Here is a 23,594-nt window from a genome sequence, read left to right on the forward strand (position 1 = left end):
AACGAGACGGCGTTCAAGAGGGCGGGACAGGCGCCTTTTCGGCGCTTTGGCCCCTTGTTTTGCAGCACTTCCCGCCCAAGCACGCCCAAATGACGCTGGTCTCGATTCCCGCCAATCCCGTCCCCGAAAACGTCGTCAGCGGCACCATCAAGACCCCTGATGGCGTCGAGCTGCGCTTTGCGCGCTGGGCGCCGCCGGCGAACCGCAAGGGTACGGTCTGCGTCTTCACCGGGCGCAGCGAGCAGATCGAGAAGTATTTCGAGACCGTGCGCGACCTGCGCGACCGCGGCTTTGCGGTGGCGATGATCGACTGGCGTGGGCAGGGGCACTCGTCGCGCCGCCTGCGCGATCCGCGCAAGGGCTATGTGCGCGACTTCGCCGATTTCGAGATCGACGTCGAGACCTTCGTGCAGCAGGTGGTGCTGCCGGATTGCCCGCCGCCGTTCTTCGCGCTGGCCCATTCCATGGGCGGCACGGTGCTGCTGCGGGTGGCCCATGCCGGCAAGCGCTGGTTCGACCGTATGGTGCTGTCCGCGCCGATGATCGACCTGCCCGGGCGCACCACCTCGCTGCCGGTGCGTGCGCTGCTCAAGACGATGCGCCTGCTCGGGCAGGGCGGCCGCTACGTTCCCGGCGGCAGCGACCGCCTCACCGGGCTCGAACCCTTCATCAACAACCCCTTGACCAGCGATCCCGTCCGCTATGCGCGCAATGCCGCGATCCTGGAGGAAGACCCGACGCTCGGGCTGGCGTCACCGACGGTCGCCTGGGCTGATACCGCCTTCCGGGCCATGCACACCTTCAAGCGCGTGAACTACCCCTCGCAGATCCGCCAGCCGATCCTGATGCTGGCGGCCTCCAACGACGCCGTGGTCTCGACGGCGGCGATCGAGGAATTCGCCTATCACCTGCGCGCCGGCTCCCATCTCGTGATCGCTGGCGCCAAGCACGAGATCCTCCAGGAGCAGGATCGCTACCGCGCCCAGTTCTGGGCCGCCTTCGACGCCTTCGTGCCAGGCACGCCGCTGTTCAAGTGAGAGGACGGCGGGCCCCCTCTCCGTCATTGCGAGCGCAGCGAAGCAATCCAGAATCTCTCCGAGGAAAGATTCTGGATTGCTTCGTCGCAAGGGCTCCTCGCAATGACGCTGAGGTGGATTCTGGCCCCTCCCGCCTTCGCTGATGCTTCGGCAAACAGCAGCGGAAGAGGACAGGGGAAGCGTTACAGCGTCTTCAGATACTCGATCAGGTCGTAGCGCTCAGCGTCGTCCTTGAACATGCGGCCGATGACGCCGGGGCGTTTCGGCTCGCCGTCCTTGCGTTCGAAGGAATGGCCGAGCACGCTGTTGCCCTGGATCGGCTTGCCGTCGGAGCTCGTCGCAGAGAACTCCGTTTCACCGGTCTTGCAGCGCTCGTTGGCGGTGACTGCGAAACCGACGGTCTCGGGGTCGTAGTCGCGGCGGCCCATGCAGAACTTCTGCGGGCGCTCGTTCTGCGGCTTCAGCAGCCAGTACAGCGACGGCACCGAGCCGTTGTGCAGGTAAGGCGCGGTGGCCCAGATGCCGTTCAAGGGCCGCGCGCGATAGCGCGGATCGGGCGCCGGATTGAGACAGTTCTTGCGCGCGAGATTCCAGATGTGCGCCCGTTCGGCCTCCGGGATGTCCTCGTCGTCCATCCATTTGCGGGCGACGAAATCGACCACCGTCATCAGGCCGAGCGCGTAGACCATCTCGTTGGGCGAAGCGCTCGCAGTCGGGATCTCGCACTGCCACCATGTCTGCAGGTCGGCCGTGTTGACCTTCAGGAAGCCGGGCACGTCGACGGTCCGCTTGCTGAGAACGAGGGACTGCTCGGGATCCGTCTTGATCTCGTCGAGCGGGATCGTCACCGCATTCAGCACCTTGCTGTCGCCGCTCGGCTCCCAGCGCTTCGACGACCAGAAGGCCGGACTGTTGACATCAGGCAGATGGCATCCGGAGCACATCTCCGCATAGATGGCGCGGCCGCGCTCGACCCGATCGGGCTTCAGCTTCCAGGCGTCGCCGAGGATGTGCGAGGGCCATTTCGGTGCGAGCAGGCCGCCGAACTTCGGACCCGTTGTGGTATCAGCCGCCTTGAATGGATCGGGGCCTCTCAGCATGTCCTCGATCCAGCCGAGCGTCCTGATGTTGACCGAGGAGCGCCACAGCCTGTCCGCCGGGTAGGCATCGGACAGGTTGAGCAGGGCGGTCACGCCGAGGGCTTCGCCGGCGTTGCGGATCAGCGGCTGCTCGATCGAGGCGTCGTATTGGGCGAACTTGAACCACGGCACCGTCCAGATCGCGGGGTAGCTCACGGGCGCGTCCTGGGCGTGCAAATTCTTCTCGAATCCCTTGACCCCGCTCAGCGCGAGGTCCTGCGAAAACACCTGGTTGCCGATGCGGTTGAGGGCATCGAGGCGGCCGAACCCTTCCTCGGTGTCCTGCTGCTGCTTGCCGTCCCAGGTCTTCTTGGCCTCGATGGTCTTCTCGTAGTTCTTGGCCCAGTCGATCAGGAAGCTGCCGATCGCGCTGAGCCTTTGCTTGAGAGCGGCGCGGTCCGTCTTGCTGGCGTCGGGGCCGAGCACGCGATCGGCAAAACGCTGGAAGCGGAACGGGACGTACAGCGTGTAGGCGATCGACAGGCCGGTTGTGAGCTCGAGCTTCTTCAGGTCGGTCATCGCCGGGCCGCCGTCGAAGCGGACGTCGACGCCCTGATAGTGGATCTGACCGGTATGACAGGCGGCGCAGGTCAGCCCGATCTTGTCCTCTTCGCGCCGACCCGTCGCGGGATCGACGACGCCCGTCATGCGCGCGAAGCCGACCGGCAGGCCGTCGACGTTCTCCACCGGCGTCCACCGCGTCGACCAGTCCGAGGCTTGCGTGGTCTCGTAGACATTGGCGTAGCCGAAGCGGCGCAGCGTCGCCGTGTCGACCTGGACCGATTGCGGGCTCGGGATGAAGCCGAAGCGCTCGAGATAAGCGCTGTCCTTGATCATGCCGGGCTTCGAGAACAGATGAAGCTGCGGCTGCTCCAGCGCCACGAACCACTCATAGGGCACCGGGAACGTCGCGGTGCCCTGGCTGGCGTGGTGGAACCAGTGCCGGTCCTTCAGCGACCAGTTTTGCTCGAGCCAATAGGCAGCCTTGGTCTCGGGCATCGCGGGCAGGGGCGGCGGCAGGAGATTCACCAGCACGCCCTTCTGGGGCAGCATGGCGCGAACCTGATTGGGAAGTTCGGCGACGGCGACCAAGGCGATGAGGCCAAGGCCGATGACAACGGCCGTGAGCGCGACCGCCCAGCGAAAGCGGAGCTGGCAGGACGACAGCAGCGGCTGCGACACGATCCGCTGGTTGATGCGGTCGGGGAATTGGCGTTGTTCGAACAGCGTGCGCACGTCGGCCACGCTGAGATAACGCTCTTCACCCGGCTTGCCCTTGCCGATGATCTTCAAAAGGACGGGCCATTCGAACTTCATCAGCAGCGGGTAGTACCAGCGTGCGGCGCTGCCGGCGCGCTTGAGGTTGTCGCGCATGAAGGTCTTGATTTCCGCGGCATTGAGGCCGGGCTCGCTGCTGCCGGTGTTCGGGTCGGTGTAGGTCCGGCCGAAGTTGGCAAGGCGCGCGATCTCGTCCTCGTTGATCTTGCCGTCGACGCCGAGGATGCGCGAGCCGGCGCCGCGCTTGTCCAGTGGCCCCCCGCGCAACGCGTCGAGCTGCGCGCCCGAAACGATGCTCTTGAGGATGTGCTTGATGCCGTTGGCGATCATCGCAACGCCGCGGACCTGGATGCGGGCCGAGACCTTCTTCAGCCCGGTTTCGCCGCTCGCATTGGCGATGGTCTGCGACAGCGTGTTGAGCGGGACGGTGCCGCCCTCGACGAAGCCTTCGCCGACGAGGCCGCGCAGGAACGGACAGGGATTGTTCGGCGAGACTTGAATCGAGGGGTCGAAGGGCGGTTTCGAAGCGGGGTCGTGCATGGCCCAAATCCTGAAAACAGCGAATCGTGGAAAGCAGGCGCGCCTTTATGCATGATCCGGAAAAGTGTGCAGCGGTTTTCCGAAAAGATCATGCTTAAACAACAACTAAAGCGCGATGATCGCATCGCGCTTTAGAGCGCGGAAAGTCCTAACAAACCGACAGCACGATATACTACTTCAGCGTGTGACGAAGTGTGGCGGATTTCACTGTCCTGTCAACAAGAGCGGGCTTTCGCTCAGGATTCGGCGGCCCGCTTCACGTCGCTCTGAACCAGCGTCAGCTTGCCGAGCGGCACGCCGGCCTTCAGCAGCCCCTCGCGATAATGGGCGATGTCCTCGGGCCGCTTCCAGTGGAAGTTGCGCAAGTGCCTGTCGACGTTCAGCGTTGGATAATTCGCCATCAGCACGCGGGCGGCTTCGCTGGCCTCGTCGTTTCGCCCCAGCTGCGCCAACGCCGCGGCCCGGATCGCCAGCGCCTGCATGTGATTCGGGTTGATGTAGAGCTGCTCGCGCGCCCATGACAGTGTCGCGTCATATTGGCGCAACAGATAATGGCTGAACGCGTTCAGCGCCGCCCATTGGTAGCGCGGGTCGCTGTTGTCGCGTTGCGCGGCCATCGAGAACAGCTCGATCGCTTCGCGATGCTCGCCGATCATGAAATGGCAGATGCCGAGCACGCCGCGCGCGCCATTGTCGTAAGGGTTGAGCGCGACCGCGCGCTTGGCGGCGTCCATTGCCGCCTCGTGATGCCCCTCCATCGCATGCGCCCAGGACAGGATCGAGAACGCGAAGGAGGAGCGCGGGTCGAGCCGCACGCTGGTTTCGGCGAGGTTCATCGCCTCGGCCCACATCTCCCGCGTGCCCTTGACCCAGCCGAACTGAATGCTCTGGATCTGGATCGTGGCGAGATAGGCGTGCGCGATCGACAGCTTGGGATCGAGCCGGATCGCCTCGCGGAACAGCTCGACGGCGGCCGCCAGATCCTCCTTGGTCTGCCGGTAGTAATGCGACAGCCCCTTGAGGAAACGGTCCCAAGCGGAGACGTCGGTCGAGAGCCGCGCCGGCGCCGAGGCCTCGGCGCGAACGATCTCGGTGGCGATCGCGGCGGACAGGTTGGTCGTGATCTCATCCTGCATCGCGAACAGGTCGCCGATGTCGCGGTCGTAGCGGCCGGTCCAGAGCTGCTCGCCGGTCTCCGGCGCGATCAATTCGGCGGTGACGCGGATCTTGGCGCCGGCGCGCCGCACCGAGCCCTGGATCAGATAGGTGGCGTCGATCTCGCGCGCGATCAGCCGGGTGCCGACGTTCTTTCCTTTGAAGGCGAAGGTCGAGTTGCGGCTCAGCACCCGGTAGAAGGATTGCAGCGACAGCGCATGGATCAGGTCCTCGGTGAGGCCGTCGGAGAAATATTCGTCCTGGGCGTCGCTGAGATTGGCAAAGGGCAGCACGCCGACGATCGCGGTACGGTACTGCTGCGACAGCACCGAGGCCTCCCGGAGCTCGGGAGCAAGCGCCGGCGCGCCTTCGGGCGTCCAGGTAAAGACCTCGATCGCATCCTTGATGTTCTTGAAGCGATGGTTGCCGGCATCGGTCAGCGGCACGGTGAGATGCTTGCTCGCCTCCCGATATGCCTTGGCCGAGATCGCGAATCCGCCGGGGCTCGCTACCGATTCCAGGCGGACGGCGATGTTGACGTCGTCGCCGAACACCTCGTCCTCGTCGGCGATCACGTCGCCCATGTGGATGCCGAGCCGGAATTGCATGGCACGGTCGGCCGGCAGATGGCGGTTGCGCTCCGCCATCAGCGTCTGCATCGCGATCGCCGCCTCGCTGGCGCCGACGATCGAGGCGAACTCCAGCAGGAAGCCGTCGCCGGTGTTCTTCACGACGCGGCCGCCGTGATTGAGGATGATGGGGTGAATCGCGGCGCGATGGGCCTTGAAGGCGGCGTGGGTGCCGGCTTCGTCGCTGCCCATCATGCGCGAATAGCCGGCGACATCGGCGCAGACGATGGCGGCCAGACGTCTTTCCATATCCGCAGAGCTCCAAGGGGACTTGGGTGAGGAATCCGGGACCGGCCACAGCGTGGCGGTTGCCGCGAATCCCGCATTTCAAGAACCCCGCCTTTATAGAGCAGATGCGCCGGAGCGGAAGCATGATCCGCATTGCAAATTCGAGGTAAATCCTACGCAATCCCGGCGGTGGACGGGGACGGGCGAACCGACTAAGCGGAACTGGGACCGCCAGGACGGCAGCGGGGCACCTTTCATGCTGGGTATTCACGAAATCGGGCTTTTCATCCTCTCGGGCGTGCTGCTCAACGTCACGCCGGGACCGGATTCGGTCTATGTGATCGGCCGCAGCATGCAGATGGGCTGGCGCGGCGGCGCCGCTGCCGCCCTGGGCATCAGTTGCGGCTGCTTCGTCCATGTCGCGGGCGCGGCGATCGGGCTTTCGGCTCTGTTGATGGCCTCGTCCACCGCCTTCTCGATCCTGAAGCTGGTCGGCGCGGCGTATCTGGTCGTGACCGGCGTCCAGATGCTGTGGTCGCGCCCCGTGCTGGCTTCAAGCATCGATCAGCCGGTGCGCAGCTCGCTCTCGCGGGTCTTCCTCCAGGGCGTCTTCACCAATGCGCTCAATCCCAAGGTCGCGCTGTTCTTCCTGGCCTTCCTGCCGCAATTCGTCGCGGCCGATGCGCCGCACAAGCCGCTCGCCTTCCTGACGCTCGGCCTGATCTTCATCTTTACGGGGACGCTGTGGTGCCTGGTGCTCGCCGCGTTCGCCGCCAGGGCCGCGCACCGGCTGCGTCAGTCCGAGGCGGCGATTGCCTGGGTCAACCGCGCGCTCGGCGGCCTCTTCATCTATCTCGGCATCCGTGTCGCCATGCTGGAGAGCCGGTAACTCGTTCAGGCAAACTCCTTCGCCAGCGCGCTGCCGGCGAGATAGAGGCCGAGCAGGATCATCGCGATCAGGAACCAGCGGCGAAACGCTTCCGCCGGCATCCGCGCCCGCACCGATTGGCCGATGAACATGCCGGCAAAGGCCATGGCGAGGCCGATCGCGCCCGGCACGGCATTGGCCGGCGTCAGCAATCCGACCGCGGTCAGGTTGAAGGCGAGCGCCAGCGTGGCGGTGGTGAAGAACACGCCGAGCGCCTGCACCAGCTCGTCCTTCTCCATGCCGATCGCCTGCATGAACGGCATCGACGGGATCACCTGCACGCCGGTCGAGGCCGAGATCACGCCGGTGACGATGCCGACCACGCCGCCGACCCATTTCTCGTTCTCGGGCGCGACGCGGAAGTGGAACTTGTTCAGCCCGATCACGGCGTAGACGACCAGCAGGGCGCCGAGCACGATCGTGCCGTAGCGTGCGTGAGGTCCGGTCAGCGCGCCGGCATTGAGCCAGCAGCCGACCACGGTGCCGATCATCAGCGGCCACAGCCGCCGCAGGATGTCGCGCAAATACGGGCCGACGAAGGTCTGCCAGATGTTGGTGACGATGGCGGGAACGATGACGATGGCGATGGCGCGGCCCGGCGCCATGCTGACCGCCAGCAGGCCCATGGACACCGTCGGCAGGCCGAGCCCGACCACGCCTTTGACGAATCCGGCGAGCAGGAACACGGCGGCGATGAGGATGAGCAGCGGGTCGATCATCTCAATACATTGACCGAAGCCGCGCGGGCGCACAATCTGGAGGTTACGGAGACAGCCTTCGTCGTCGACGAAGGCTGGAGCATGATCCGGAAAAGTGCGAAGCGGTTTTCCGACAAGATCATACTCCAACAACAAAGAAGAGACATCTCATGCGCTTCGACCTCGTCGATCTCCAGCTCTTCATCGCGGTCGCCGACCAGCGCAGCATCACGCGCGCTGCGGAGCGCTCGCATCTGGCGCTGGCCTCGGCCAGCGCGCGCATCAAGGGCCTGGAGGACGCGCTCGGCGTCGTACTGCTCAAGCGCGGGCGCCGCGGCATCGAGTTGACCGCGGCCGGCGAGAGCCTGCTCGATCATGCCAGGCTCGTGATCCATCAGATCGACGCCATGCGCGGCGATCTCGCCGGCTTTGCCAGCGGCGTGCGCGCCAGCGTGCATTTCCTCGCCAACACGTCGGGCCTGTCGGAGCATCTGCCGAAGGCGCTCGCCGGCTTCCTGCGCGAGCATCGCGACGTCGCCGTCGACATCGAGGAACGCGAGAGCACCGATATCGCGGCGGCAATCGCCGCAGGCGCTGCTGACCTCGGCTTCGCCGCCGAGCATGCGCTGCCCGAGCATATCGAGCGCTTCCCTTTCAGCGAGGATCGCCTGACGCTGGTGACCTCGAAGCGCGGCCCGTTCGCCGGCCGCCGCCAGATCGACTTTCAGGAGGCGGGGGCCTGCGACTTCGTCGGGCTGACCAGCGCCACCGCGCTCCAGATGCATATTTCCAGGCACGCGGCGCGGCTCGGCATCCGCCAGCATGTCCGCGCCCGCCTGCGCGATTTCGACGCGATCTGCCAGATGGTCGCTGCCGATGTCGGCGTCGCACTCGTGCCCGAGGCCGCCGCCCGCCGCTGCGCCAAGACCATGCCGCTTGCCATGGTTCGCTTGCGCGATGCCTGGGCCAACCGCCGCCTCGTGATCTGCGCGCGCAGCTTCAAGACGCTGCCAAGGCCGGCCAAGATGCTGGTGGAGCATCTCAGGGCCGAGGCGGTGTGAGGGGATTCTTACCCTCCCCTGGAGGGGGAGGGTCGGCTCACATTGAGCGCAGCGTAATGTGAGACGGGGTGGGGTGACGGTCTCTCCACATCCAACAGTGCCCGCGTGGAGAGATCACCCCACCCCGCTCGCGCTTCGCGCGATCGACCCTCCCCCCCCAGGGTCCCTCCAGGGGAGGGTCAGCAAGTCTACTTCCCCGTCTCCACGCCGGCGTCCTTGATCACCTTCGCCCACTTCTTGGTTTCGTCCGCGATGAATTGACGAAAATGCTCCGGCTCATCGCCGATCAGCGTCGCGCCCTGGGCGGCGAGCTTCTCCTTCACCGCGGGATCCGCCATCGCCTTCGTGACGAGGCCATGCAGCGCGGCGATGATCTCCTGCGGCGTGCCCTTGGGCGCGACCATGCCGTACCAGTTCACGATGCGCAGATCGGGAAAGCCCGCTTCCGCGGTGGTCGGGACATCAGGCGCGGTCGGCGCACGTTCGGCCGAGCCGACGGCAATGGGGCGCAGGGCGCCCGCCTTGACCTGCGGCAGCAGCGCCGGGAGATCGAGGAACGCCATCTGCACCTGCTGCCCCAGGAGGTCGTTCACCGCAGGCGCGGCGCCGCGATAGGGCACGTGGACGATGTCGATCCTGGCCGTCAGCTTGAACAATTCACCGGCGAGATGCGGCAGGCTGCCGGCGCCGGTTGAGGCGAAGTTGAGCTTGCCCGGCTGCGCCCTGGCCAACGCGATCAATTCGCCGGCGTCCTTTGCGGGGACGTTGGCGGCGACGACGAGCATTTCCGGCACGATCGCGACCAGCGTCACCGGGGTGAGGTCGGTGAGGGTGTCGTAGGCGACCTTCTCCATGCTCGCGCTGATCGCAAGCGCCCCGGCCGACGAGATCGCGACGGTGTAGCCGTCGGGCGGGCTCTTCGCGACGGCGTCGGTGCCGAGCACGCCGCCCTGTCCGCCGCGATTGTCGATCAGCACCGGCTGACCGCACAGTTCCGACATGCGCTGGCCGACGACCCGGGCGATGATGTCGTTGGGCCCGCCGGCGGAAAACGGCACGATCAGCTTGATCGGCTTGGCCGGAAAGTTCTGCGCCGATGCCAGCGATGGCAGCAGCAGGAACAATCCCAAGAACAATGTAACGAGCAGCCTGCTTGAGAGAATCATGCAAGCCCTCCGCTTCGCTTGCTACTGGTTCAACAGCTTCAACGCTTCCTCGTGAACCCGCGCGTCGCCGGCCGCGATGATGCGGCCGCCGCCCTGGGCCGGCTTGCCTTCCCAGGTGGTGACGACGCCGCCGGCGCCGGTCACGATCGGGATCAGCGCTGCGATGTCGTAGGGCTTCAGCTCGGTCTCGACCACGAGGTCGACGTGGCCCGCGGCCAGCATGCAATAGGAGTAGCAGTCGCCGCCATAGCGCGACAGCCGCGCGCCCCGCTCGATGCGGCCGAAGACGGCGCGGTCGCTCTCGTTCATCAGCAGGGGGCTGGTGGTGTAGGTCGTGGCCTCCGACAACGACGCGCAGCGGCGGACCTGGAGCCGGCGCTCGCCCGACGGCCCCTTATAATTGGCCGAACCGTTGTCGCCGGAAAAGCGCTCGCCGATGAAGGGCTGGTGCATCATGCCGAAAACCGGCGTGCCCTTGTGCAACAGCGCGATCAGCGTGCCCCAGATCGGAAAGCCGCCGATGAAGGATTTGGTGCCGTCGATGGGATCGAGCACCCAGACGTAGTCGGCGTCCTCGCGCTCGCTGCCGAATTCCTCGCCGACGATGCCGTGCTGGGGGAAGTTGGCCTTGATCAGCCGCCGCATCACCGCCTCGGCGGCGCGGTCGGCCTCCGTCACGGGATCGAAATCCTTGGTCTTGCTCTTGTCGTCGATCGACAGCGAGGTGCGGAAGAACGGCAGGATGGTTTCGCCGGAGGCGGTGGCAAGCCGACCGATGAAGGCGGAGAAGTCGATCACCGTCACAGGCGAAATCCTCGAAGCGAAGGTTGGATGAAGCTTGCCTCCTGCCTAGCTCAATTCGCCTGCCGCGTGCAGCGCTGTCTTGATGTTGCGCCCTGGTATTTTGGATGCCGAAGCGCGCTGCCCCATTCCAGTCATCTGCTGGCCAAATATCGATCACGGAGTTGAAAACTTAGTTCCGAGGTTGCCTTGTTCGTATGCAAACGACTATCAACCCATTGAATTTCCTTATCAAAGAAACTGAATCTGGGTTTCCATGGAAGCAACTGAGCCATGTGCGATTTGCATGGGAAACGGCGCAAAAGCCCTTGCACTTTGTGCGGCGCGGCCGCATATTGTTGCGGTGCGGTAGCGCTCTGCGTTACCGCTGCCCTCCTTGGGCGTTTCCTCCCTAGACTTGGGCCGCTTGCGTCATTCGCGAGCGGCCCTTTTTTCTTAGCCCCGCCGTTTTCATTTTGGGGCGCGCAAGCTTGCGAAGTGAAAGCGCACTCGCGCGCAAGGCCTCGTCGTTGGAGAGAGAAGCTGAGTTCTATTCCGCCGCGGCTTGGAACGGGCCAAGGTCGGCGAACGGAATCGTAGTCGCCAGCACGTCGGCGAGAACGCCGAAGTCGGAGGCCACTTGCGCAAAGCGAGCACTGCGCTCGCGCCGCCGCTCGTCCATGTAGATCGCGCGGTTGAGCTCGAGCTGCACGGCGTGCAGGCCGCTTGCTGGATTGCCGTAATGCTCGGTGATGAAGCCGCCGGCATAGGGCTTGTTGCGGCCGATCGAATAGCCGAGCCCGCTCATGGTCTCCTCGACGCGATCGGGCAAGAGCGGCGTACAGCTGGTGCCGTAGCGGTCGCCGATCACGACGTCGGGCCGGCGCGGCTCGTCCCTGCTGACGCCGACCGAAGGCATCGAGTGGCAGTCGACCAGCACCACCGTGCCGAACATCTGGTGCACCTTGTTGATCAGCCGGCGCAGCGCGCGATGGTAGGGCTTGTACAGCGTCTCGATGCGCCCCAGCGCATCGTCGACCAGGATGCGGTCGCGGTAGATCTCCTGGCCGTCGCCGACCACGCGCGGAATGGTGCCGAGGCCGCCGGCGACGCGCATCGAGCGGGTGTTGGCGAAGCTCGGCAGACGGCCCGTGAACATGCGCGGGTCGAGCTCATAGGGCTCGCGGTTGACGTCGACATAGGAGCGGGGAAAGTTGACCCGCACCGTCGGAAAGCCGCGCGCGCTCAGATGGCCGATCAGCTCGTCCATGAACGAATCTTCCGACCGCCGCAGCGTCGGCAGGTCGATCCGCGAGGCCGCCAGGAATTCCTCAGGATAGGTCGAGCCGGAATGCGGCGAGTTGAAGATGACAGGCGCACGCCATTCGGCGGGCTCGAAGATCTCGAAGGCTGGCGACATGTCGCCGTCAAACCGGGTCATCTGCTCAGGCTTCGTCCCTTCGTGCCGCACGATCCGGACAAGCTCCGGATTCAATGATTCGGCCGATCACGCGGCTCTTATGTGTCGTCATTGTCCGGAATCGCAACCATTCTGCCAAGCGAAAAGATGTATTGGCCGATTGGAACAGGTCTTAACCGTGCGGGCATCGGGATGTGGACCCGCAGGTCCGGCTCGATTGATTCGGAGTTCGTTACGGTCCACAAAGAGCCCGAAGCGGGGCCGCCGCAGGGTTAAGATTTTCACCCCAAATTTACCCTCTGTCGGGCTTAGTGACCTCTGCTGATATCCTCTGGGGATTCGACGTTTCCTGCCATGCCAAAGATCCTGCTCGCCGAAGACGACAACGACATGCGCCGTTTCCTGGTCAAGGCGCTGGAAAACGCCGGTTTTCAGGTCTCGTCCCACGACAACGGCATGGCCGCCTATCAGCGGCTGCGGGAAGAGCCGTTCGAGATGCTGCTGACCGACATCGTGATGCCGGAAATGGACGGCATCGAGCTCGCCCGCCGTGCCTCGGAACTCGATCCCGACATCAAAATCATGTTCATCACCGGCTTTGCCGCGGTCGCCCTGAACTCGGATTCGGACGCCCCCAAGAACGCCAAGGTGCTGTCCAAGCCCGTGCATCTGCGCGAATTGGTCAGCGAAGTGAACAAGATGCTGGCGGCCTAAATCGGCCCCGTTCCGTCCTTGCGCCGGGTCCCCTGAGCCGTTATAGGGACCCCACCGATGAAATGACCTCTAGGGCACGTAGCTCAGCGGGAGAGCACTACCTTGACATGGTAGGGGTCACAGGTTCGATCCCTGTCGTGCCCACCATCCTTCGCTCGCGATAGCAGAGTGAAGGATGCCGCGCCGAAGCCCAAAGGGCGGAGGCGTGCTGCCGCCGCGAGCGATCTCGGCAAGGCCGTGTCGTCGGCCTTCAGGACCTACGCCCGCGACGATGCGCTCGCCTATGACGTGATCGAAGAGACGGCGGACGCCTTTGCATTCGACGTGACGCGCTGCGCCTATGCCGAGTTCTACAAGGCCCTGGGCGAGCCGGAGCTCGGTTTCCTCCTGATCTGCACCGCGGACTTCGCGACCGCGGACGGATTCGGCCCCGACATCAGGCTCACGCGCACGCAGACCATCATGCAGGGCGCCGATCATTGCGACTTCCGCTACCGGCGCGGCGGAGGTGGATCACAGTGAGGGGAAAGATGCGGACCAGCTGCCTTGCCATGGCGGCGCTGGCGTTGATGGCGTCACGCGCCGACGCCGCGATCATCGACTGGCAGGCCGAGCTCCAGCGCTGCCGCGAGCTGCGCCAGAACGTGGCACCGCTGCTGCAGGCCGGCGAGGGGATATCCGCCGTCGGCCGCTCCAACAGATCCGTTCGCCGCTGCATCTGGATCCAGCGCATGGCGGTGCGGAAGAAAGTTCCGGGCGCGGAAGTGTGGTAGTGTTGCGGGCCATGCTGTCGCCCCACATTCCGTCATTGCGAGCGCAGCGAAGCAATCCAGAATCTTTCCGCGGGTAGCAGCCTGGATTGCTTCGCTGCGCTCGCAATGACGACGTGGAGGCAGCGACGCGTTCAAGTCGCGGCCTTGTTCCCGAGCAGCAGGCCTTTCAACCCGGTCGGATAGAGGCTCGGCCCTCCATCCCCGTCGAGATCGGAGAGATCGAACCAGCGCGCGACGATCTCTTCTCCGTTATCCTCGCGGAAGTCGATGCGGTCCTGGCCGTTGAAGGCGCTCTCCGGAAACGCGACCTCGGCGATGAACATCACCTCGTGGCCGGTCGATCCCTCGTGCACGAAAATGTTCTCCAGCATCAAGGGTTCGCCCGTGATGATGACGTCGATGCCGAGTTCTTCGCCGAATTCCCGCACCAGCGCCGCACGCCAGCTCTCGCCGAACTCGATCTCGCCGCCGAGCGGGCGCACGCCCTTAATTCGCCCCGCATCGTCGCGCACCTCGGCCGCCAGCAGGCGCCCGTTCCGCCAGTGCAGGCCGATCGCGACGACGCGGATGTGGGGATGAGGGCGCCAGGTGGTCATGGGGGATCGTTATCGCGCGCGGCGCCGCCGTGCAATGCGTGCAGGCGAGGTCTTGTGCGACTGGATCGGCACCGCCTTTGGCATGCGAACGCCTCGCGGCCTTGATCCGTGACTCGCCGCCTGCCATTGTCCGCTCATCCGCCTCGGCGATGCGCCCGGCGCGATCGAGCTTGCGGCGTTCGGCGCGATGTGTCGCTTTGCCGGACGTGAAAGGAAGACAGGTTATCGAGATGAGCAGCGTCAACAAGCCCGGCGGCAACTATCTGCCGGTGATCATCCATGATGGAATTGCCTATGTCAGCGGTCAGCTGCCCCGTCGCGGCGAGGACCTGCTGTATGCGGGCAAGGTCGGCGCTGGCGTCGATATCGCGGCCGCGCAGGAGGCTGCGGCCCTCTGCGCCGATCTCTGCATTGCGGCGATCAACCACGCAACGGGCGGCGAGGACAGGATCGTCCAGGTCTTGCAACTCGTTGGATATGTTGCTTCAGCGCCCGGATTTACCCAGCAGTCGCAAGTCATGGACGGTGCCTCCGACCGGCTGATCGAACGCCTCGGCGATCGCGGCCGTCACACGCGGACGTCGGTCGGTGTCGCCGAGTTGCCGCGAGGGGCGCCGGTCGAGCTGAACATGATTGCCACCGTTCGGCCGTAGGAGGTCGTTCTATTTGACGAGATATTTGGCGACCGCCGCCTCGTCCCAGGCGATCCCGTTGCCGGGCTCCTCGCTCGGCAGCGCAAAGCCGTCCTTGATCTGCAGCCGCGTTGCCAGCACCGCATCGGCCCAGTCGACATATTCCAGCCAATGCGCTGATGGCGTCACGCAGAGCAGATGCGCGCTGATCTCCGAGAACAGGTGCGTCGACATCTCGATGCCGGCCGCATGGGCGAGCGATGCGGCCCGCAGCCAGCCGGTGACGCCACCGATGCGCTGCACGTCAGGCATCACGTAGTCGCAGGCCTCCGCGGCGAGGGCGCTCTGCATGGAAAACGCGCTGTCAAAGTTCTCGCCGATCTGGACCGGCGTCTGCAGCGCGTCGGCGATGCGGGCATTGCCCTCATAATCGTCGTGGCGGATCGGCTCCTCGATCCAGGTGAGGCCCTCGTCGTCGAGCATCTCACCGCGGCGGATCGCTTCGGTGACCGTCAGCGCCTGGTTGTAGTCGCACATCAGCGTGACCTCGTCGCCGACGGCCTTGCGCACCGCGCGCACGACGGCGAGATCCTCCCGCGCATCGCTCCGGCCGACGCGGATCTTGGCGGCGTGAAACCCCTCGGCCAGCAGCTTGTGGGCTTCCTCCACCGCCGCGCCCGCCGGCATGATGCCGAGGCCCTTCGAATTGTAGGCGCGCACCGGCTTCGGTGCGCCGCCGAGCAGGCGCGCCAGCGGCAGGCCGCGTGTGCGCGCCAGCGCGTCCCATGCCGCCATGTCGATGCCGGATTGCGCCAGCCGCTGCAGGCCGGCGAGGCCCAGCAGCGTGAAGCGCTGGCTCAGCTTGCGCTCGATCTCGAACGGCAGCAGCTCGTCGCCGGCGACGAGGTCTGACATTTCCGTGACCATCGCCGTCAGCGGCTTCAGGGCCGAGGGCGTGATCGAGAACAGATAGGCATGGCCTATAGCGCCGTGGTCGGTCTCGCAGTCGATCAGCACCAGCGGCGCCTTGGCGACCGCCCCGGTCGAGGTCTGGAGCGGCAGGTTCATCGGCACGATCACGGGGCGTGCGACAAAGCGCTTGATGCGGATGGTCTCGGTCATGGGTCTCTCCCGGCGGAGCGGCTGCAGGTCGCTGCCGATCTTAAGCATCCGTGATCAAACGAAAAGGCTCCTCTCTCGACCCACTGCGCGTGCGCTCTCTGCTGGAGACGCGCTGGCCTCGCTGAAGCCGGCGTGAGGGTTGTCTTACCCCGCAGGGCCATCGCATGTGACTCGCGGCGGCGGCCTGTGCGCACGCCTCGTCCTTCGAGACGGCGCTTACGCGCCTCCTCAGGATGAGGCTATTTGGCGTCAGTGCGAGTTGAAACTGCTTCCGCGCACTCCGTCCTCATCCTGAGGAGCCCGCCTAAAGCGGGCGTCTCGAAGGATGGCCGCACGGAAAAGCGCTCAAATGCGACAGCACTGCCCCTCCAGGGAGGGTCAGAGTCACCTCATCTTGCCGCGCCTTCCGTGAATGCCGTCTCGATCACGTCCCCGAACGGCTGCCACGACCGGCCGTCGAACTGCACCAGCCGCATCTGCCTGATCGGCAGATAATTATTCGGCGAGGTGCTCATCCGGATGTTGGGCAACGCCAGGGAGGGATTAACGTCCCTGAGCGAGGCCGCCTGGCGCATGACGTTCTCGCGCGAAAAATCGTCGCCGCATTGCTTCAGCACCTGCGTCAGCGCCTCGGCCGCGGCATAGCCATAGACGGCCGCACTGTTGTTGGTGCTTTCGACCTGATGGTATTTGTCCATGAAGGCGAACCAGTCCTTCATGGCGGGATCGTTCTTCCAGGCCGGATCGCTCGGATCCTTCAGGAAGGCCGCCGCGATCACGCCGGCGGAATTCTCCAGCCCCGCGGGCGCCATCGCATTGGCGATCGAGGCGGAGGCATCGTTGACGATGAAGACCGGGCGCCAATTCATCGACGCTGCCAGCTTGATCACCTTGGAAGCGGTCGAGGGCACGCCGAGGAAGACGAAGATATCGGCGCCGGCGCGCTTGAGGATCGAGACGTGCCCGTCGAGATGCTCATCGGCAAGGTCGAAGGCGATGTCGACGAGAACGTGGCGGTTGAGATCGCCCAGGCCCTCCTGAATCCCCTTGTACAGTATGCGCCCGAACTGGTCGTTCTGCCAGAGCACGACGATCTTCTTTCTGGGGTAATAGGCCTGGATGTAGTTGGCATAGATGCGCCCCTCAGACCGGAACGAAGGCTGCCAGCCCATGGTCCAGGGAAACGCGCTCGGCTGGCTCAGCTCCTCGTCGCCGGTGGCAACGAACAGCTGCGGGATCTTCTTCTCGTTCAGGTACCGGCGCGTGGCGACATTGCCGGGCGTGCCGAACGAGCCGAACATCAGGTGCACGCCGTCCGTCTCGACCAGCTTGCGCGTCAGCTCCAGCGCGGTCGCCGGATCGGAATTGTCGTCGCGGGTGATGAAGCGGATCTTGCGGCCGTTGATGCCGCCGCGCGCGTTGACCATGTCGAAATACGCCGCTTCCGCCTGGCCGATCGCGCCGAATTCCGACAGCGGTCCCGAATACGGCATGACATTGCCGATGCGGATCTCCTGGTCGCTTGCGGGTTGATCCAAGTGCGGCTGCTGCGACATCGCGCCCAGCGATGCAACTGCAATCACGGAAACGAACAGCATCCTGCCGATGACGCGCATGTTCGATGCCCTGTGGTTGGCCCCCAAACGAGGTCGGCTCAATCCCCACCAAGGCCGCTTGATCTAGATCAAGCGTTTGGCAATCGTGTGGCTGGGAGCGCGCTTCGATGAAAGCGGCAGGCGTGTTGCCGCAACGCGTTACGGCAACCCGCGCGCCTCGAGCTGACGCACCAGCAGCAGCGTCGGCTCGGCGAGGCTGTCGCCGGAGCCATCGAGGCCGAAGGCGCTCGCGATGCCGTCACGGTTGCGCAGCAGCGTGCTGCGCGGGCAATGGCCGGCGCCGCACAGCGTCTTCTTCAGGGTCTCGCCCTGCGCCACGAGGCCGGCGGAATCGTCCGCGGCCCAAGCCAGCACGATCGGCACGTCGACATTGAGGATACCGGGGAACACCGAGCGCTTGTCGTACTGGGTGGCATCGCCGCCGAGATAGGCCTTCTCGCTGTCGCTGGCGTCCTTGCCGGCTCGGTAGACCCCGGACACCAGCACCACGCCGGCGACGTCGGCGCCGGCGGTCTGCAGCTCCGGATGCGCCAGCAGGGTGGCGACGTGGAAGGCGCCGGCGCCGTAGCCGACCGCGACGATTTCGCGGGCGTCGCCGTTGAAGAGGTCGATATTGCCATGAACCCAGGACAGCGCCGCGGCCACATCGGACGCGCCGGCCGGCCAGGTCGCCGCGGGCGCCAGGCGATAATTGACCCGGACCCCGATCATGCCGTTGCGCGCGGCAAAGCACATGGCCTGATCCTGGATCTGGCGCGACAGCTCCGGCGCACCGCGGTCGCCGGTGAAGGTGTCACCCGCCACGAACACCAGCACCGGCCGCGGCGTATCGGCCTTGGTCGCGCTGGCCGCGACATCGAGCACGTTGGCCTCGCTCTCGCCATAGCGCAGGCCGCGCGAGAAGGTCACCTGCTCGCACAGCCGCGCGGTGCCGCCGGCGGTGGTGTCGGAATCGGTGAGGCCCACTTGCACGAGATCGGAGGGCGGCGGCAGCCGGCCCGGCACGGGTCCGTGCGCGGAGGCCGAGGCCATGGTCAGAAACAGGAAAAATGTCAGATAATTCTTCATGGGTGTGGCGGCCTTGCGGGACTCATCTTGGCTCGCAGATATGGCCCGTCTTTTCAATTCGTCTCATTAGTCAGCCGGCCTTGAGGCGAATTCGCGGCGCCTTGGCCGACACCGCGCGCAGCCGCCGTTTTATCCCGATCCGTCAAGCCGTTGTCCGGCGCCGCCGAGGCTCGCGCCAGGTCTGGCGTTCTACTGTGCATGGGGTTGTTTTCGCAGTTTTTGTTTTGGACGGCCCGTCAGGCCCGCTTCATCGTCCGGAAGGTGATGGAATAGCGCCGCGCCGCGACCGGCGGGATGCTGTGCTCCCATTGCGACCGCGCCTCGCCGTCCATCATGTAGAGCGAGCGCGGCAGGGTCGCGAGCGTGTGGCGCTCCCACTTCTTGCCCCTGCGCCGGCGGAAGCGGAAAGCGCAAGGCGAGCCCAGCGACAGGCCGAGCACCTTGTCGAAATGCGGCTTGTCGCGATGCCAGCCGATGCCGACGCCGACCTCGTATTCGGTGCACAGCACCTGCCGGACGCTGTCCTCCGGCAGCCCCGCCCAGGCCTCGACCTGGCGCGCGACCGGCCGCACCCAGTCCGGGACCGGATCGGCCTCGGCTAGAAGCTGCAGCGTGTAGTCGTAGCGATAGCCGAACGACGCCACCCGGCGGTTGCCCTCGAAGGCGCCGAACTGAAAGCGCTGGAGCGGCAATGCTGCGATGCGGCCGATCAGATCCTGCTCGGTGGCACGATCGATAAAATCGTCCGTGTAGCGAAGGCCGGCCGGGCCTTCCTGCGGGTCGGCGAACAAACCTAGCTGCGTCATGCCTCGCATTTCCGTGATGGAACCTCTTTGCGGCTGATGCGACTTATCTATGACGCGGGAAGAAACGTGCGAGGCTGTCATGGCAGAGAAGCATACCGCCGATCCGGTTGAGATCATGCGGGCGACCGGTCATCCTGAGCTGGAATACGCCGCCGGCTGGACCATCGCCGGTCTCGTCACCATCGGCACCATCGTCGCCGCCTGGGTGTTTGCGATCTAGGCATGATCCGGAAAAGTGTGAAGCGGTTTTCCGAATAGATCATGCCCAAATAAAAACTGAGGGGCGATGATCTCATCGCGCCTCAGGCAACCGGAAACTGGAGCTCGAAGGCGGCCCCTTCGTCGGTCGGCTTCAGCCTGAGCGAGCCGCCATGGCTCGCCATCACCGCGCGCGCGATCGCCAGCCCCATGCCGGTGCCGCCCTGGTCGCGGCGGGTGGTGAAGAACGCATCAAAGATCCTGTCGCGGTTCGGCGCCGAAATCGGCTCGCCATCATTGCTGACCGTCACGAGCACGGTCGTCCGCGCGTCGACCGCCTCCAGCCTGATCGTCCCGGCCTTGTGCCGCACCGCGTTGTCGGCGATGTGCGACAGCACGATCAGCGCCTTCTCCGAGGACATGCCGATCGCCCGGTCGAGGCTGCCGCTGGCCTCGATCGCGCTTGCCGGAAACCGGTTCCTGAGATCGGCGATCACGGGCGCCAGCTCGGTGCGCTCGTTCTGCGGCAGGCTCTCGGCGCGGGCGAGCTCGCGCAGCCGCTGTGCCATCGCCTCCAGCCGCTGGGTGTCGGACAGGATGTTGGCGATGAAGGTCTTCTGCTCGGCCGGCGTCAGGCCCTCGGCCTTGCCTTGAACCGAATCCTGCAGCAGCTCGGCCGCGCCCTTGATCGAGGTCAGCGGCGATTTCAGCTCGTGGGTGAGATGGGCCGAGAACGTCGCGATATAGTCGGAGCGCCGCGCCAGCTGCTCGGCCATGCCGAGGAAGCTGTGCGAGAGCTGGGCGAACTCGCGGGTGCCGTAATGCTTCAGGGGCTGGAACGCCTCGCGGTCGCCGCGGCCGATTCTGGCGGCGCGGTCGATCAGCTCGCGCATCGGCAGCGTGATGGTGCGCGAGAACACGAGGCCGATCGCGATCGTGCCGAGGATCACCGCCAACCCCGCCAGCACGAACTTAGCCCGCTCCTGGTAGAGGTGATCGAAGATGTTGCTCGGCGTCCGCGTCGTGTAGATCACCCCGGCGACGCGGTTGTTGACGATCACGGGCATCGCCGAGAACACGTGCACGCCGAGGCCGCGGCTGAAGGAATAGATCGGCGGCGGCGGCTTGTCCGGCACGCGGTTGCGTAAAGTCGCGCGGTATTGCCCGTGCAGGGCGTCCGCGACCTCCTCGATATGGGCGAGCGACTGCCCGACCTCCTGCCGCCCGGCAATCACCACGCCCTGGGGATCGAGGATGCGAAAGCCGGCCAATGTCACCTTCTGGGTCTCGCGGATGATCGGCGTCAACCTGGCGCCGATCTCGACATAGGCTGCTTGCGCCGGCTTGGGCGAGGGCAATGCGTCGGGCCGCCGCCGCAAGAGGTCGTTCGCGGTGAGGTCGAGCGCGGGGCGGATCGGCGTGACCTGGTCGCCGGGATCGGGCAGCACGCCCGGCGGCACCTCGGCGCCGAGCACGAGGCCGCCGTCGAGCCGGGCCGCGACCTCCTGCGCATAGATCGTCGCCAGCACGCGGCTCTGGGCGATCAGCTCGGCCTGGGTCTGGCGGATCAGCTGGTTGTCGTAGAGGCGGAAGAAGAACAGGCCGACCAGCGGCAATATCCCGACCGTCGCCAGCACCGTGAAGATCACGAGGGTGAGCGAGGGCCGCCATTTGTCGGGCGCAGCGCTCATGCCTCTTTCTCGCAGCGGCCGAGCTTGAAGCCGACGCCGTGGATCGTCTCGATCACGTTGTCGCAGGCGAGCGCCGCCAGCTTGGCGCGGATGTTGCGGATATGGCTGTCGATGGTGCGGTCGGAGACCTGGATGTTGAGCTGATAGGCCGCGCGCATCAGCTGCTCGCGGTTGAACACCGATGTCGGCCGGGTCAGGAATGCGCGCAGGATGCCGAACTCGATCGCGGTCAGCTTCAGCGGCGTGCCGGCGAAGGTTGCGACGTGCTGCTCGGGATCGATCAGCAGGCCGCCTTGCGCCAGCGCGGTGGGCCCGGCCTTGGCCTCGCCATTGCGCGGGCTGAGGCGGCGCAGGATGACGTTGACCCGCGCCACCAGCTCGCGCGGGCTGAATGGCTTCGTCACGTAATCGTCGCCGCCGATCTCAAGGCCGAGGATCCGGTCGATCTCCTCATCGCGCGCCGACAGGAACAGGATCGGCACGTCGGAGCCTTTGCGGATCTCGCGGCAGACGTCGAGGCCGTCGAACTCGGGCATGCCGATGTCGAGCACGATGAGGTCTGGCCTGTCGGCGGCAAAGCGGAGAAGCGCCTCCTTGCCGTCGCGCGCCTCGATCACGTCCATGCCGGCCTTCTTCAGGGCGACGCGGATGACCTCGCGGATATGGCCCTCGTCGTCGACGATGAGAATGCGATGCGCCAAGAAACTCTCCGCTCACCCCGCCGGCTGATTGCCGGGCTGCACCTTGACCTGAGCGTCGAGCCGGCGCTGCAGCCGCCAGCTCCGGACGCCCCAGGCCCGCCAGGCGAGGTCGTGCCGTTGACTTTCTACAAGCCGATCGCGACGTCCTGCAAGACAGTAGTCGCCGCCGCGAAGCGCAATGACCTTGTCGATCGCAGGCAGCGCCTGCGGCCCGAGCGTGAGGAGGTAGTTGGCATCGATCTTCACGCCGTTCCCTCCCATTTCGCTGCTGTGCTTCAGATTATAGTCGGCTATGAATGCATCGAAGTTCATCAGCGAGACACTATAGAGCACGATCGTTAATGCGATCAGGTTGGCGCAGACGAGCCACCGGTTGGACCGGTTGAGCGCGATGCGGGCGACGATCAGGATCAGCCCTAGCGCCACAAGGCCCATCCAGATGAAGGCAGCGATGCGCCAGTAGGTCAGCATGTAGATGCCGACGTAGAGATCGAGCCGCAGAATGGAGGAGGCGACCAGCAGTACGTTCTGGCCGACCCACACATAGACCAGCGGCCGGATCACCGTCGATTTCTCCGCCGGCCCGCCCGGACGCATTGCCGCCAGCACGAAGGCAGCAGCGAGCAGGGCGGTGACGATCAGCGGATAGGCGCCGCGATGGGCGTAGGTCGCATAAGTCATGTTGTCGGGCAGCGCCACGTGACCCCAGAGATAGATGCCGTCGAGAATGGACTGCGCCGCGAACAGCAGGTTGAACAGGATCAGCGAGCGCAGGATGGTGGAGGGGCCGAGAAACTCCGCCGAGACCATGGGCGGCAGCGACGGTGGCACAGGGCCGTCGGCGACGGTGGGGGTGACCATCGTCTTGCGCCGCCAGCGCACATGGATGAAGGGCCAGACCAGGGCCAGCATCAAGGTCCAGAACAGAACGCGCCACGTGTTGACATATTCGAGGATGACCTTGGGATTGAGCAGGGACACCCATTGCTCGATCACAGGATTGGCCGCGGCGAACAGTGCGACGAAGACGGTGCCGAGTGCCGCAGGCATCAGCCAGAGCGCGACGCCGCGGGTGAACGCCGACATGTTGAAGACCTGGGGGGCGTCGAGGAAGAACCTGAAGGGGCCGAGCAGGAGAAAATTGCGCAGCGTGCGGGCGCGTTCGGTGAGCTCGGTCGTATCAGGATTGGTCGCAAGCAACAGCGCAATCGTCAGCGACGCGACGAGGATCAGGAAGGACAGCGTGTTGAGCTCCTCCACGGCGGGGACGACGCCGAGCGTGAGGATCGCGCCGCCGATCGCCGCGCGCCGCAAGTCCAGGGCCGCATGATTGAACAGCACCGACACGCAGGCGGTCGCGATCGCAAACAGCGTCAGCGACACCCCGATCCGCTGGCCGTAGAACAGCCAGTCGGCGAGCGCGGCCAGCAGCAGGGCCATTGCAAGCTTGGCCGACAGCCCAGAAGGCCTGATCGGCTGGATATCCGTCGTCGTCGTCGAAACCAGGCTCGTCATGTCCAGAGAGTCTCCGTGAATGGTGGCATCACGAACTCTGAACGGCGCTTGCGCAGAAGCTTTGGCCATCGTCTGCACGGTTTCAGGAGTCTTTTGCAGTTTT

Annotated in this window: 21 protein-coding genes, 1 tRNA gene and 1 pseudogene; 9 read left to right on the forward strand and 14 right to left on the reverse strand. The window is 65.4% G+C overall.

Features of this window, described 5'->3' with window-relative positions; translation table 11 throughout:
• Positions 1–89 precede the first annotated feature (89 nt).
• Positions 90–1,037 (forward strand): alpha/beta fold hydrolase, encoded by a 948-nt coding sequence (locus tag XI05_RS33045; RefSeq protein ID WP_172784992.1) that lies wholly within the window; start codon positions 90–92, stop codon positions 1,035–1,037.
• Between the two features lie 182 nt (positions 1,038–1,219).
• On the opposite strand, the gene XI05_RS33050 is transcribed toward XI05_RS33045, so the two are convergent.
• Positions 1,220–3,994: a c-type cytochrome gene (locus XI05_RS33050; protein ID WP_271509736.1), complete on the reverse strand. Its 2,775-nt coding sequence runs from the start codon at positions 3,992–3,994 to the stop codon at positions 1,220–1,222.
• A 236-nt stretch (positions 3,995–4,230) separates the two neighbouring features.
• Positions 4,231–6,027, reverse strand: a complete 1,797-nt coding sequence (locus XI05_RS33055) for an adenylate/guanylate cyclase domain-containing protein (protein ID WP_271509738.1) — start codon at positions 6,025–6,027, stop codon at positions 4,231–4,233.
• A 235-nt stretch (positions 6,028–6,262) separates the two neighbouring features.
• Here XI05_RS33055 and XI05_RS33060 point away from each other — a divergent pair, with 235 nt between their 5' ends.
• Positions 6,263–6,895: a LysE family translocator gene (locus XI05_RS33060; RefSeq protein WP_271509768.1), complete on the forward strand. Its 633-nt coding sequence runs from the start codon at positions 6,263–6,265 to the stop codon at positions 6,893–6,895.
• A 5-nt stretch (positions 6,896–6,900) separates the two neighbouring features.
• On the opposite strand, the gene XI05_RS33065 is transcribed toward XI05_RS33060, so the two are convergent.
• Positions 6,901–7,653, reverse strand: a complete 753-nt coding sequence (locus XI05_RS33065; protein ID WP_271509772.1) for a sulfite exporter TauE/SafE family protein — start codon at positions 7,651–7,653, stop codon at positions 6,901–6,903.
• Between the two features lie 149 nt (positions 7,654–7,802).
• Between XI05_RS33065 and XI05_RS33070 the strand changes: the two genes are divergently transcribed.
• Entirely contained in the window at positions 7,803–8,693 is an 891-nt protein-coding gene (locus tag XI05_RS33070; RefSeq protein ID WP_271509775.1) for a LysR substrate-binding domain-containing protein, read from the forward strand.
• Between the two features lie 188 nt (positions 8,694–8,881).
• Here XI05_RS33070 and XI05_RS33075 read toward each other — a convergent pair whose 3' ends face one another.
• The 3 genes from XI05_RS33075 to XI05_RS33085 all read right to left on the reverse strand — a co-directional run bounded on the left by XI05_RS33075 (position 8,882) and on the right by XI05_RS33085 (position 12,080).
• Positions 8,882–9,859 carry a Bug family tripartite tricarboxylate transporter substrate binding protein gene (locus XI05_RS33075; RefSeq protein WP_271509777.1) on the reverse strand — a complete coding sequence of 326 codons (978 nt, stop codon included), beginning with the start codon at positions 9,857–9,859 and terminating at the stop codon, positions 8,882–8,884.
• 21 nt (positions 9,860–9,880) lie between these two features.
• Positions 9,881–10,663 carry a histidinol-phosphatase gene (hisN, locus tag XI05_RS33080; protein WP_271509779.1) on the reverse strand — a complete coding sequence of 261 codons (783 nt, stop codon included), beginning with the start codon at positions 10,661–10,663 and terminating at the stop codon, positions 9,881–9,883.
• A gap of 526 nt (positions 10,664–11,189) precedes the next feature.
• On the reverse strand, positions 11,190–12,080 hold the full coding sequence (locus XI05_RS33085; RefSeq protein ID WP_172784984.1) for an N-formylglutamate amidohydrolase: 891 nt from the start codon (positions 12,078–12,080) through the stop codon (positions 11,190–11,192).
• Positions 12,081–12,413: 333 nt separating this feature from the next.
• Here XI05_RS33085 and cpdR point away from each other — a divergent pair, with 333 nt between their 5' ends.
• The 4 genes and pseudogenes from cpdR (at position 12,414) to XI05_RS33105 (ending at position 13,546) form a co-directional block, all read left to right on the forward strand.
• Positions 12,414–12,773, forward strand: a complete 360-nt coding sequence (gene cpdR, locus XI05_RS33090; RefSeq protein WP_007597092.1) for a cell cycle two-component system response regulator CpdR — start codon at positions 12,414–12,416, stop codon at positions 12,771–12,773.
• 72 nt (positions 12,774–12,845) lie between these two features.
• Positions 12,846–12,920, forward strand: a tRNA-Val gene (locus tag XI05_RS33095).
• Between the two features lie 69 nt (positions 12,921–12,989).
• Positions 12,990–13,295 (forward strand): annotated as a pseudogene (locus XI05_RS33100) (L-2-amino-thiazoline-4-carboxylic acid hydrolase); the annotation flags it as partial.
• Between the two features lie 8 nt (positions 13,296–13,303).
• Entirely contained in the window at positions 13,304–13,546 is a 243-nt protein-coding gene (locus XI05_RS33105; protein ID WP_271509785.1) for a hypothetical protein, read from the forward strand.
• Between the two features lie 131 nt (positions 13,547–13,677).
• On the opposite strand, the gene XI05_RS33110 is transcribed toward XI05_RS33105, so the two are convergent.
• Positions 13,678–14,142 carry an NUDIX hydrolase gene (locus tag XI05_RS33110; protein WP_271509788.1) on the reverse strand — a complete coding sequence of 155 codons (465 nt, stop codon included), beginning with the start codon at positions 14,140–14,142 and terminating at the stop codon, positions 13,678–13,680.
• A 230-nt stretch (positions 14,143–14,372) separates the two neighbouring features.
• On the opposite strand from XI05_RS33110, the gene XI05_RS33115 reads away from it, so the two are divergent.
• Positions 14,373–14,795 (forward strand): RidA family protein, encoded by a 423-nt coding sequence (locus tag XI05_RS33115; protein WP_271509791.1) that lies wholly within the window; start codon positions 14,373–14,375, stop codon positions 14,793–14,795.
• Positions 14,796–14,804: 9 nt separating this feature from the next.
• Here XI05_RS33115 and XI05_RS33120 read toward each other — a convergent pair whose 3' ends face one another.
• The 4 genes from XI05_RS33120 to XI05_RS33135 form a co-directional block, all read right to left on the reverse strand.
• Entirely contained in the window at positions 14,805–15,896 is a 1,092-nt protein-coding gene (locus XI05_RS33120; RefSeq protein WP_271509794.1) for an enolase C-terminal domain-like protein, read from the reverse strand.
• Positions 15,897–16,285: 389 nt separating this feature from the next.
• Positions 16,286–17,512 (reverse strand): ABC transporter substrate-binding protein, encoded by a 1,227-nt coding sequence (locus tag XI05_RS33125; RefSeq protein ID WP_271509797.1) that lies wholly within the window; start codon positions 17,510–17,512, stop codon positions 16,286–16,288.
• Positions 17,513–17,650: 138 nt separating this feature from the next.
• Positions 17,651–18,580, reverse strand: coding sequence for an alpha/beta hydrolase (locus XI05_RS33130; protein WP_271509799.1), 930 nt, complete (start codon positions 18,578–18,580; stop codon positions 17,651–17,653).
• 236 nt (positions 18,581–18,816) lie between these two features.
• Positions 18,817–19,386: an alpha-ketoglutarate-dependent dioxygenase AlkB gene (locus tag XI05_RS33135; RefSeq protein WP_271509802.1), complete on the reverse strand. Its 570-nt coding sequence runs from the start codon at positions 19,384–19,386 to the stop codon at positions 18,817–18,819.
• Between the two features lie 79 nt (positions 19,387–19,465).
• Here XI05_RS33135 and XI05_RS33140 point away from each other — a divergent pair, with 79 nt between their 5' ends.
• Complete coding sequence (locus tag XI05_RS33140; protein WP_165935896.1) at positions 19,466–19,606, forward strand: hypothetical protein; 141 nt, start codon at positions 19,466–19,468, stop codon at positions 19,604–19,606.
• A gap of 82 nt (positions 19,607–19,688) precedes the next feature.
• Here the strand turns inward: XI05_RS33140 and XI05_RS33145 are convergent, their stop codons facing one another.
• The 3 genes from XI05_RS33145 to XI05_RS33155 are packed head-to-tail and all read right to left on the reverse strand — an operon-like array spanning position 19,689 to position 23,491.
• Positions 19,689–21,275, reverse strand: coding sequence for an ATP-binding protein (locus tag XI05_RS33145; protein WP_271509804.1), 1,587 nt, complete (start codon positions 21,273–21,275; stop codon positions 19,689–19,691).
• On the reverse strand, positions 21,272–21,976 hold the full coding sequence (locus XI05_RS33150; protein WP_271509807.1) for a response regulator transcription factor: 705 nt from the start codon (positions 21,974–21,976) through the stop codon (positions 21,272–21,274). The genes XI05_RS33145 and XI05_RS33150 overlap by 4 nt, the downstream gene beginning before the upstream one ends.
• A gap of 12 nt (positions 21,977–21,988) precedes the next feature.
• On the reverse strand, positions 21,989–23,491 hold the full coding sequence (locus XI05_RS33155; protein WP_271509810.1) for a DUF4153 domain-containing protein: 1,503 nt from the start codon (positions 23,489–23,491) through the stop codon (positions 21,989–21,991).
• Between the last annotated feature and the right edge of the window lie 103 nt (positions 23,492–23,594).

The sequence above is a fragment of the Bradyrhizobium sp. CCBAU 11357 genome, assembly GCF_028128865.1.
Classification (GTDB): domain Bacteria; phylum Pseudomonadota; class Alphaproteobacteria; order Rhizobiales; family Xanthobacteraceae; genus Bradyrhizobium.